Source organism: Teichococcus deserti (assembly GCF_001982615.1).
In the GTDB taxonomy this organism is placed as follows: Bacteria; Pseudomonadota; Alphaproteobacteria; order Acetobacterales; family Acetobacteraceae; genus Pseudoroseomonas; species Pseudoroseomonas deserti.
Genome location: NZ_MLCO01000053.1, coordinates 1 through 11,212, shown reverse-complemented (window position 1 = coordinate 11,212; position 11,212 = coordinate 1). Strand labels below are relative to the sequence as shown.

Sequence of the window (11,212 nt, the reverse complement as noted above, 5' to 3'; positions counted from 1 at the left end):
GGTCATCGTGTGGTCGAGGCGCTGCGCAACCAGGCGCAACGCCTGGCTTCCGGCGCGCCCTGACCGCGGCCGGCGCCGCCGGCCGCCATCACATCTCCTGCAGTCGAGGACAGCGGAGAGCAGCGCGGCGAAGCGCCTGCCGGGAGCCGACTTGCGGCGCCGTGCGGAGGTCATCGGGACTTCGGCAGAAACTCTTCGCGTGGCGTGAAACCTGACGCAGCCGGCCATGGCGCGGCTGTGCGATCCTGCCTCACCCGGCGGTGTTGTCCAGGGCGGCCGCCATCGTGGTGACGACCACGGGCAGGTTGAAGGGCTTGTCGCAGCGCGGCACCGTAGCGAAGCGCCGCGGCAGGGCGCCGGGATCGTAGCCGGTGGTGAAGACCAGCGGAATGCCGAGCTCGATCAGCGCGTCGGCCAGCGGATAGACGGCGACGCCGCTGAGATTGACGTCCAGCACGGCGCCGCTCGGGGCGCCCTGGCGCGCGATCAGGTTGAAGGCGCCGGCGATGGTCGGCACCGGGCCGAGGATCGTCGCGCCGGCCTGCATCAGGCCTTCCGCCAGCTCCTCGGCCAGCAGGAACTCATCCTCGACGATCAGGATTCGGCGGTTGCTCAAGGCCGTCGAGGCCATCATCGTTCTCATGGACCATGTTGCTCGCCGAGACTGGCATCGCAATGGTACAGCGGATGCCGTCCTCGCCAACAACATAGGTTGTTCTGGCATCGAGTTGATAGGGCAGGGCCCGTTCGATCAGCTCGCGCCCCTGGCCGCTGCCCTGCACGGCCGAAGGTTCGGCCGGCATCTGCACCCCGCTCTCGTGCCAGTCGACATGCAGCCAGGGCTGCATCGCGGCGCCGGCCCCAGCTTCCATCTCGATCCGCCACCGGATGGCAAGCTGCGCCGTCGCCTGGCTCAGCGCGCCGTATTTCACCGCATTGGTGGCGAGCTCGTGCAGCGCCATGGCCAGGGTCTGCACCGTGGTGGAGCGCAGCCTGACGCCCAGCGGACCGCCAACGGTGACGCGATGGTTCTCGCCCGGCTCGGCACCATGCGCGGCGAGCTCGGTCTGCACCAGCTCGTCGAAGGTGACGCGGTCATGCTCGTTGAGACGCGACAGCAGCCCCTGCACCCGCGCCAGCGAATCGAGCCGGCCGCGGAAGCGCTCGCGAAAATCGTCGAGGTCGCTGCTGGATCGCGCGGTCTTCTGCGCCATCTTGCGCACCACCGCCATCAGGTTGCGGGTGCGGTGCTGCAGCTCGGCCACCAGCACCGTCTGGCGCTCCTGCAACCCGCGCAGGCCGTCGATGTCGGTGCAGCTGCCGATCCATTCCAGAATGGCGCCCTGGTCGTCGCGCACCGGCGTTGCACGGATCTGGAACCAGCGATAGGCGCCTTCGCGGCCGTGGCGCAGCCGGAACTCGCTGACGAATCCGCCCTGCTCGGGCGCGCGGGCCCAGGCATCCCGCGCCAGATGGCGATCGTCCGGATGCACGGCCTCCAGCCAGCCCCAGCTGAGGCTGTCCGGGTCGGACTGGCCGGTGAAGTCGGTCCATTGTCGGCTGGCCCAGCTCCACCGGCCCGGCTCGCGCGCGCGCCAGACGAGCTGGGGCAGTCCCTCCACCAGCGAATGCAGCCGCTGCTCGCTGCTGCGCATCGCCTCCTCCGCCTCGCGCCGCGCGGTGATGTCGCTGGCGGCGCCGAACCATTCGATGATGTCGCCATCAGGGCCGGTGATCGGCACGGCGCGCCAGACCGCCCATCCCGGCCGACCATCGACGCGGAACACGCTGTGCTCGAGCTCGAAGGCGCGCCGTTCCGCCACCGCCGCCTGCAGCTCGGTGGCCAGCCGCGGATGCTCTTCAGCGGGGATGAGCTCGGCCAGCCATTGCCGCGAATCCTGCAGCTCGGCCAGGAAGCCGCCGCCCCACATGTCGAGCATCTCGGTCCAGTCCGCGCTCATGCGGAAGATCACCTCGGAGCTGGCGGCGAGCAGCGCCTGCAGCCGCTGCTCGCTCTCGCGCAGCGCCGTCTCCGCCTTGTGCACGGCGGTCAGGTCGGTGAAGGTGACGACGGCGCCGCTGATGTAGTTGTCGACGCTGCGATACGGCAGAACCTTGGCCGCGTAATGCCGGTCATGCGCGGGATCGACCACCATGCGCTCGATCGGCGCCAGCGTCTTCAGCACGCGGCGCACATCCTCCTGCAGCTCGGCATAGGCGACGCGCGAGACGACATGGCCGAGGGGACGGCCGACATCGGTCTCCAGCAGGTGGAAGATCTCGGTCGCCGTCGGCGTGAAGCTGCGCACCCGCAGGTCGTTGTCGAGGAAGACCGTGGCGATCTGGGTCGCCTCCAGCAGGTTCTTCAGGTCGGAGTTGCTGCGGCCGAGCTCGGCGACGCGATGCGCCAGCTCCCCGTTGACGGTCTGCAGCTCCTCGTTGACCGACTGCAGCTCCTCCTTCGAGGTTTCCATCTCCTCGTTGGCGGATTGCAGCTCCTCGTTGATCGACTGGTATTCCTCGTTGGAGGATTTCAGCTCCTCGTTGGTGGTCTCCAGCTCCTCGATGGTCGCCTGCAGCCGGTCGCGGGTGACCCGCAGCTCGTTCTCCAGCCGCTGCACATGCTCGTCATGGTCCAGCCGGTCGCCGCGCAACGGGCCTTCCGGCAGCAGACCGATATCCTGGAACAGGATGACCAGCGCGGTGACGTCGCCCTCGCCGACCGGCTGGACGATGACATTGACGCCGGCCGGCTTCTCCTCGTGCCGCAGCACCAGCCGCGGCAGCTCGACCCGCGCCGCCTCGCTGACCGCGCGGTGCAGCGCCGCGCGCAGCTCGATGCGCAGGTCGCGATGCACCAGGGAGAAGAGGTTGAGCGTGGCGGCCCCCGCCGCGGGTTCCAGGAAACGCCCGGTGCGGCCCGAGAAATGCAGGATGTCGTATTGCCGGTCGACCACGACATAGGCGGGAGCATATCGCTCGGCGATGGCCTCGGCCTGGCGGCTGACCGAGCCGGACAGCCGGGAGCCGGCCGCGCCGTCGGGGTTGCGGCTGTCAGCCGGCTCGGGCGCGCGGATACGCGGGCTCAGCGGGAAGTCCGGCACCGTGCGCGTCGCCGTGTCGAGCCGGCGGAAGACACGGTTGCGTCGGTCGACCGGCGTGAACAGCTTCTGGTGGCGCGTCACGCTCTCGGAGGAGCCGAGGAACAGCACGCCGCCGGCCCGCAGCGAGAAATGGAAGATCGGGATCACCCGCGCCTGGATGTCGGCATTCAGGTAGATCAGCAGATTGCGGCAGGAGAGGATGTCGATGCGCGAGAAGGGCGCATCCTTGATCAGATTGTGCGGCGAGAAGATGCACATCTCGCGCAGCTCCTTGACCACGGCATAGGTGTCGCCCTCGCGCACGAACCAGCGCGCCAGCCGGTCGGGGCGGATATGGTCGGCGATCGAGGCGGCGTAGCGCCCGGCCCGCGCCAGGCCCAGCGCCCGGGCGTCGAGGTCGGTGGCGAAGATCTGCACCTGCGGCGGCTGCGCCAGCGTCGCCATGTGCTCGCGCAGCAGGATGGCGATGGAATAGGCCTCCTCGCCGGTGGCGCAGCCCAGCACCCAGACGCGGAACTGGTCGTCCGGCGTCTTGCCCTGGAACAGGCGCGGGATCTCGCGCTCCAGCACCTCGAATTCCTGGGCGTCGCGGAAGAACTGGGTGACGCCGATCAGCAGGTCCTGGAACAGCGCCTGGACCTCTTCCCGGTCGCCGCGCAGCCGCGCGACATAGCCGTTGATGCTGTCGATCTGCAGCACCTGCATGCGGCGGTGCACGCGGCGCAGGAAGGTGCCGCGCTTGTAGCTGTGGAAGTCGTGGCTGGTGACGTTGCGCAGGATGGTCGTGATGCGCGTGACCTGCGCCTCCATTGCCTCGCCGGCGACCGGCTCGCCATCCTCCAGCCCGGCATTGGCGGGGTTGGTCAGGTAGATCGCGATATGGGTCGCGATCCGCTCGGCGGGCAGCCGCAGGTCGACGACGCCGAGCGGCCCCTCGGCGCCGTCCGATTGCGGGTCTTCGCCGGGGTCGGCCTCGCCGATCGACAGTCCACCGGACTTCTTGGTCGCCGTCACGCCCGCGGTGCCGGCGCTGCCCAGGCCGCGCAGCAGCACCGCGACAGCCCGGTCATGCGCCTGCTCGGCGATGGAGACCAGCATCGTGTCGATGGTGCCGCGATGCCCGACCGGCTCCGAGGCCGGACGGATACGGAGATGGCCGCTCTGCAGCGTCATCATGTCGTCGGGTCCGCAGACATAGACATGATCGCGCTCGACCCGCAGGTCGTTCCGGCCGATCTGCACGGGCATCGGCGACTGCCGCTCCAATGCGCGAACGACGCTGGCGACCTCCAGCCCGCCCTGGTGGCTGATGGCCACCAGGAAGGCCGCGCCCAGCTCCGACTTCAGCCCGGCGAACACGGTCTCGAGCGAGCGGAGCGAGGCCGTGCCGACGCCGATGCCGACGATGGGAACGGCCTCTTCCATCATCATGGGCGCCATCTCGGCCGTGCTCTGGCCGACCGGCTCGCCTGGCGCTGCCGCCGGGCCGGCGGCGGCGTCGCCGGGCAGCGCGGGCGGCATCACGATGCCTCTCCTCGCCGTCCCTGGCCGAGGTGCAGCGCGCTGGCGGCGGCGCGACGGAGCGTGCTGGCGTAATGCCGATACTCTTCGGCCCGCGCCGCGTAGAGCTCGGCCACGGCTTTGCGTCCGCTCTGCCGCGCCTCGTCGGCCATCCGCTCCACCAGGGTCACCCGTTCCTCCATCACGCGCATGGCAACGCGCAGCGCCTCGTCGACCGCGTCGATATCGGCCAGCAGCGCCTCGGCGGTGTAGGCATGGCCGATCTGGCAGCGGAAGCGCAGCGGCCGGCTGCCCTCCACCTCGGACAATACCCCCTGGCAGGCAGGGCAGGAAAGCGCGCTCGGCGTCGCAATCTGCCGCAGCCGGTCACTGCCCAGGCGCTGGCCGAGGGCGATGTCGACCTCCAGCCGCAGCGCGGCGGACGGCGCGGGCGAGGCGCCGGCCGCACTGCCGATCAATCCGGCCAGCAGCGCGCCAAGCTGCGCCGCCGGCGCCACATGGTCGACCTCGGCGGCTTCCAGCGCGGCCAGCGGCATCTGCTCTTCCGCGGCGTCGAGCGGGTGCTGCACCACGGCGGTGCCGCCGCAGGCCTTGATCGACGCGAGGCCGGCGGCGCCGTCGTTCAGCATGCCGCTCAGCACCACGCCGATGACGCGCGACCCGGCGCTGGCCGCCGCGGAGCGGAACAGCGCGTCGATCGCCGGACGCACCATGTTCTCGCGCGGGCCGGTGCCGAGCCGCAGCACGCCGTCCACCAGCAGCAGGTGGCGGTCGGGCGGCGCGACGTAAACATGGCCGGGCTCGGGCAGCTGGGTGTCGACCGCCTGGACGACCTTCAGCCTGGCGTTCTGGTCCAGCATCCTGGCCAGGTAACCGGGCGACTGCGCCGGCAGATGGGTGGCGATCAGCAGGCTGGCGGGCAGGTCGCCCGGCAGATCGGCCAGGAGCTGCTGCAGCACCGAGGTGCTGCCCGCCGAGCCGCCGATGACGACAATGTCCTTGATCGCAGGCGTCGCCATGGTGGTGCTTCCTTGCTGGCCGGCCAGGCAGGCCTCGGGTTGGAATACGTCACCCTCCGCGGGATGGTCCAGGGAGGATCGCGGCGGCGTGCCGGATCAGCGCCGGTTGCGCAGCGGCACCTTTGCCAGCGCCAGCTGCGGCGTCTCGCCGGTTTGCCAGGCATTGGCGCCGGGTGCCGGGGTCGGCACCGGGATGTCGCGCCGCGCCGCCCGGCTCGCCGCGCTGGAGACGCCGAGCCGCCGGTCGCGCGCCGCCACCCGCGCCGGGTCGAGCTGGCCGTCGCCGGTGAAGCCCATCATCAGCTGCGGGATGCCGAGCGGCAGGGTATCGCCGCGATCGACCTGCCAGGTGTGCCAGGTCTTGCCATAGGTCGAGGCCAGACGCCGCATCGCCAGCGTCTCCACGGCCTCGGGAATGCCGGGCATCACCAGCTGGCCCGAGGTGGTCTCGTGATGGTGGCTGTGCCAGAGCGGCTTCTCCTCCTCCGGCAGCTGCAGGAAGAGCTTCTCCGAGACGATGTACTCGATGCCGATCAGCCGCGCCCCGGCGTCATTGGAGTCGAAGATGGTGCATTGATGCAGATCCTCGGTCAGGTGGGTGCAGTAGTGATGCGCCTCCACCGGCCGGCCCATGTCGTCGGCATAGAAGTGGAAGCCGTTCAGATAGAGGTCCATGGCGTTCAGTGGCGCCTTGGTCTGCAGCAGCGCCGCGCCGGCATCGAGCATGCGGCTCTGCGTCGAGCGCGGCGCGCCCGGGTGGCCGGCATCCGGCGTGGCGCCCGACGGCGCGCCATGCGGCTGCGCCGCGGCGCGGCCACAGCCGCAGGCCAGCATGGCGGTCGTGGTGGCGGCGGTGGCGGTCAGCCTGGCGATGCCGCGGCGGCCGAGCAGTCGGTTCATGCGCCTGTCTCCTGTGATGGGCGGCGCAGATCGCGGCAGGGCGGGCGAGGGCTGCGGCGCCATGATGCACGACGCTGCCGGGCCGCAGCACTTCGCCCCCCGGCATCAGCGGCCGAGCAGGCCCTCCGCCCGCTGCAGCCGGCCGCCATCGGCGCGGCGCTCGCGCAGCGCCGCCTCGAGCTCGGCGGCGCGGTGCCGCGCGGTGTGGCTGGCCAGCACCCGGCGGCGCGCCGCCCCGGCCTGGGCCTGGCGCGCGGCCTCGGGCTGCGCCAGCACCGCGAGCACCGCGGCGGTGTCGCGCACCAGCCGGATCTCCTCCGGCGGCGACAGGATCGTCTCGATGCCGTCCCAGAGGTCGGAGAGCAGCGGCGTGCCGCAGGCGGCCGCCTCGAACAGCCGCACGCTGGGGCTGAAGCCGGCGGCGATCATGTCGGCGCGGGTGATGTTCAGCGTGTAGCGGCTGGCGGAATAGAATTCGGGATGCGCGGCCGGCGGCACATGCTCCAGCCGCTCGACATTGGCCGGCCAGTCGATGCCGTCCGGATATTGCGCGCCGGCCACCGCGAAGCGCAGCCCCGGCGCCTGCCGGGCGGCCTGCAGCAGCAGCCGCTCCAGCCCGGGCTGGCGGTCGTCGCTGTAGGTGCCGAGATAGCTGAGGTCCCAGCGGGTGGGCGTTGCCACCGGCGCATAGGCCTCGGCATCGACCGAGCAGTAGAGCGGCCGGGCGCAGGGCGCGCCGTAGCTCTCCTCCAGCAGGCGCAGCGTCGGCCCGCCGGTGAAGGAGAGGTAGAGGTCGTAGTCCGGGATCAGCGCCGGCGACAGATAGTCGCAGTCGCCGCGCTGCAGCCGCGCCAGCGTCACCGGCGTGTCGATGTCGTAGAAGGCGAGCACGCCCGGCGTCCAGTCGCGCAGCAGCCCGGCCAGGCCGATGCCCTGCGGCACGTAGGAGCCGATGATCACCGCATCCGCCGCGGCGATGCGGTCGCGCCAGCGCGCCAGCTCCCCCAGCCCGTCATAGAAGGCGAGCTCGCAGAAATCGGGCTCGGCCAGGTCGCGGCGGTCGCCGCGATACCAGGGCATGTCGCGCTCGAGGAACAGGATGCGGTGGCCGCGGGCGGCAAAGGCGCGCAGCAGGGCGCGGTAGGTGGTGGCATGGCCGTTCCCCCAGGAGGAGGACAGGCTGAGCCCCAGCACGACGATGTCGAGCGGCCGGCTCACCGGGCGGCGTCCAGGGCGGGCGCCATGGCGCGGTGCGCGCGCAGCAGGCGGTCGACCTCGACCGCGCGCAGCGCATAGGTGTGGTCGCGCAGCACGCGCTGTCGGGCCGCCTCGCCGATGGCGCGGGCACGCTCCGGCGTCAGCGCGGCCAGATGCTCGGCGACATCGCGGCCGTCGCGCGCCACCAGCACCTCCTGCCCCTCCTCCAGGAACTGCCCGAGCCCGGTCCAGGCATCGGTGATCAGGCAGGCGCCGGCGCCGCAGGCCTCGAAGACGCGGGTGGCGGGGGAATAGCCGGTGGCCGCCATGCTGTCGCGGGCGATGTTCAGCACCGCGCGCGGCGTCACGTTGAAGGCGTTGTGGTCGCGGGTATAGACATGGCCGAGCAGCGCGACATTGGCCGGGCGCGACTTCTGCTCCCAGCCGCTGCCGCCCAGCAGGAAGCGCTGCAGCGGCCGGGCCGCCGCGGCGCGCAGGAAGAATTCCTCGACCCGCGCCTCGCGGTCCGGCAGGCGGTTGCCGAGGAAGCCGAGATCGGCGGCGAAGCGCGGATCGGGCGGCACCGGATGATGCGTGGTCGGATCGAGCGCGTTGTAGACCGGCTGGCAGCGCCGCGCGCCGAGCGCCTCATAGGCCGCGACAACCGGCGGCCCGCCGCCATAGGTCAGCACGTAGTCCAGCGCCGGCAGGGCGCGGCGCAGCGGATGCCCTGGCTGCGGCTGGATCTCGGCCAGGGTCGCCGGCGCGTCGACATCCCAGAAGATGCGGATGGCGTCGGGGCGGGCGGCGGCGACCAGGCCGGTGATCAGCGCGTCGTCGAAGACGCCGACGCCGCTGGCCTTGACCACGACGTCGGCCTGCGCCGCTTCCGCCACGACGCGGCGCAGCGCGTCCTCGGTCGCGTCATAGACGACGACGCGGGCCCAGTCGGGCGGCTCCATGTCGCGATGCTGCTGCCGGTCGAAGGCGTCGGGCTCATAGAAGGTGATCTCGTGGCCGAGTGCTGCAAGCTCGCGCAGCAGCCCGCGGTAATAGGTCGCGGCGCCGTTCCAGTAGGAGGACAGCAGGCTCGACCCGTAGAAGAAGATCTTCATGGCGCATGCTCCAGGCTGCCGAGGCCGAGCCGTGCCAGGATGGCCAGCAGCTCCTGCGCGCGGTGCGCGCAGCTGTGCCGCGCGCGGATGGTCTGCAGGCCCTGCGCGGCCAGGTCGCCGCGCAGGTCGGCATCGAGCATCAGTCGCGCCAGCTGCCGCTGCATCGCCGCCCCGTCCCCGGCGACGAGGAAGTCCTCGCCCGGGGTGAACAGGCCCTCGGTGTCGTCCCAGGGCGCCGAGACCAGCGGGATGCCGCAGGCCAGCGCCTCGAAGACGCGGATGGTCGGGATGCCGGGCAGCAGCCGGCGGTAGAAGCGGCGCGGCACATGCACCGTCGCCAGGTGGCGCGCGAAGACCGCCGGCGCCGCCGCATTGGCCAGCCAGCCGCGATAGCGCGCGCCATGCGCCCTGAGCGCCGCCAGCGCCTCGGGCGGGTAGCGCACGCCATGGATGTCGAGCGGCAGGCCCAGCGCCGCGGCCGGCTGCAGCAGGAATTCCTCGATCTCGGCGCTGCGCTCGCCATCGCCCCAGTTGCCGATCCAGACCAGCCCCTCGCGCGGCTGCGGCGTGGCGGGCGGATGGAACAGCCGCAGATCGGCGGCCTCGTGCCAGGTCCAGACGCGGTCGCCCCAGCCCCAGCGGCGATAGACCTCGGTCAGCGCGGCGCCGAAGGCCAGCACGCCGTCATAGGCCGAGAGGTCGAAGGCGCGGATCGCCTGCGGGTCGCTGACGGCGCGGTGATGCGTGTCGTGGAACAGCAGGCGGAAGCGCCCGCCGCCGCGCCGCAGCGCGCCGAGTGCTGCCACCAGCGCCGGGTCGTTCCATTCATGCACGATGACGACGTCGACATCCTCGACCAGCCCGGCCATCTCGGCATCCGCCGGATAGGTCTGCGGCTGCAGCTCGGGATAGGCGGCGGCGAAGGGCGCGAGCCCGGGGGCGCCGTGATCGGCCAGCAGATTGTCGAGGCTCCAGCTGCGCTCCGGCTCCAGCGCGCACACCGCGTGGCCGGCGGCGATCAGCTCGCGCAGCACGCCGCGCAGGAAATGCGCATTGCCGTGATTCCAGCAGGAGCGCAGGGAATGCGTGAAATAGGCGATCTTCAAACCAGCGTCTCCTGCATCGCCTCGCGATAGAGCGCGGCCATGCCCTGCTGCATGGCCTGCACCGTGTAGCGCGCCGCCCGCGCCGCGGCGGCGGCGCCGAGCTCCGCCCGCCGCGCCGGGTCGCGCATCAGCCGGTCGATGGCGACGGCCAGGCTGGTCGGCCGCGCACCGGGCAGGTAGCAGGCGGCCTCGCCCCAGATCTCGCGGAAGCCCGGCAGCTCGGCCAGCAGCAGCGGCGTGCCGGCCTGCGCTGCCTCCAACACGGCCAGGCCGAAGGGCTCGTAGCGCGCGGTGGACACGAAAAGGGCGGCGCGCGCATGGCAGTCCGCCATGCCGGCGGAATCGAGCTGGCCGAGCAGGTGCAGCGACGGCAGGTCGATGGCGCCGCCCTCAGGCCCGCCGGTCGGGCCTGCCGCCAGCACCGGCCATTCCAACCGCGCCGCGGCGGCGTCGAGCGCCGCGAAATTCTTGGCGCTGTCCCACAGCCGCCCGGCGGCGAAGACGAAGGTCTCCGGCAGCGCCATCGAGGTCGCCGCGGGCTGCAGCGGGCTGCGGCCGTTCATCACCACCGCGGGCGGTCGCGCCAGGCCGTAGAGCCGGGCCGTCACCGCGGCGAAGGCCGCGCTCGGCGCCACCAGCCGCGTCGCCAGGCGATAGCCGGCGGCGACCTGGTCGCGGCGCCAGCGCAGCTCGGGCGGCAGCGGCGCCGCGTGCTGCGCGGCCCACCAGCTGGCGACGCAGGAATGGCAGGCGATCACCAGCGGCTGGCGGAAGGCGCCGCCGGCGGCATAGGCGGGGCTGTTCAGATGCACCAGCTCGGCGCCCCCCGCCTCGGCCAGCGACGCCAGCGCGGCGCCGGCCTGCAGCACCGCCTCCGGCGTCGCCGCCGCCCAGTCCAGCGGCAGGCCGGTCGCCAGCAGCCGCAGCCCCGGCACGGCCGCGGCCTCAGCACGCTGCGCAGCGCCGGGCGCCGGGCCGGTGACCGCCAGGCTGACGCGCACGCCTTCCGCTGCCAGGCCGCGCGCCAGATCGAGCGCATAGGTCCAGACGCCGCCGACAGCGTCCGCGGTCATGAAGAGCTGGCGCGGCGCCGTCACGGCAGCGCGGGCGCCCTGCGCCGCGGCGCCTCCGCCTGCTGCAGCCAGGCGGCGAGCCGCGCCAGGCCTTCGCGCCAGGAGAGCGGCGCGGCGAGGCCCAGCTGCTGCCGCGCGGCGCCCCGGGCGGCAACCGAGTAGCGCTGGTCGCCGGGC

Annotated in this window: 8 protein-coding genes; all 8 read right to left on the bottom strand. The window is 72.3% G+C overall.

Features of this window, described 5'->3' with window-relative positions; genetic code table 11:
* Nucleotides 1-250: 250 nt before the first annotated feature.
* The 8 genes from BKE38_RS06935 to BKE38_RS06900 all read right to left on the bottom strand — a co-directional run bounded on the left by BKE38_RS06935 (nucleotide 251) and on the right by BKE38_RS06900 (nucleotide 11,035).
* Nucleotides 251-616 (bottom strand): response regulator, encoded by a 366-nt coding sequence (locus BKE38_RS06935; protein ID WP_207553516.1) that lies wholly within the window; start codon nucleotides 614-616, stop codon nucleotides 251-253.
* Nucleotides 582-4,625: a CheR family methyltransferase gene (locus BKE38_RS06930; protein ID WP_207553515.1), complete on the bottom strand. Its 4,044-nt coding sequence runs from the start codon at nucleotides 4,623-4,625 to the stop codon at nucleotides 582-584. The genes BKE38_RS06935 and BKE38_RS06930 overlap by 35 nt, the downstream gene beginning before the upstream one ends.
* On the bottom strand, nucleotides 4,625-5,644 hold the full coding sequence (locus tag BKE38_RS06925) for a chemotaxis protein CheB (protein WP_076956626.1): 1,020 nt from the start codon (nucleotides 5,642-5,644) through the stop codon (nucleotides 4,625-4,627). Before BKE38_RS06925 ends, BKE38_RS06930 begins: the two co-directional genes overlap by 1 nt.
* Before the next feature lie 96 nt (nucleotides 5,645-5,740).
* On the bottom strand, nucleotides 5,741-6,544 hold the full coding sequence (locus BKE38_RS06920) for an OBAP family protein (protein WP_242662247.1): 804 nt from the start codon (nucleotides 6,542-6,544) through the stop codon (nucleotides 5,741-5,743).
* 105 nt (nucleotides 6,545-6,649) lie between these two features.
* Nucleotides 6,650-7,762, bottom strand: a complete 1,113-nt coding sequence (locus BKE38_RS06915) for a CgeB family protein (RefSeq protein WP_076956625.1) — start codon at nucleotides 7,760-7,762, stop codon at nucleotides 6,650-6,652.
* On the bottom strand, nucleotides 7,759-8,856 hold the full coding sequence (locus BKE38_RS06910) for a CgeB family protein (protein WP_076956624.1): 1,098 nt from the start codon (nucleotides 8,854-8,856) through the stop codon (nucleotides 7,759-7,761). Before BKE38_RS06910 ends, BKE38_RS06915 begins: the two co-directional genes overlap by 4 nt.
* Nucleotides 8,853-9,962: a CgeB family protein gene (locus BKE38_RS06905; RefSeq protein WP_076956623.1), complete on the bottom strand. Its 1,110-nt coding sequence runs from the start codon at nucleotides 9,960-9,962 to the stop codon at nucleotides 8,853-8,855. Before BKE38_RS06905 ends, BKE38_RS06910 begins: the two co-directional genes overlap by 4 nt.
* Nucleotides 9,959-11,035 (bottom strand): glycosyltransferase family 4 protein, encoded by a 1,077-nt coding sequence (locus tag BKE38_RS06900; protein WP_076956628.1) that lies wholly within the window; start codon nucleotides 11,033-11,035, stop codon nucleotides 9,959-9,961. Before BKE38_RS06900 ends, BKE38_RS06905 begins: the two co-directional genes overlap by 4 nt.
* Between the last annotated feature and the right edge of the window lie 177 nt (nucleotides 11,036-11,212).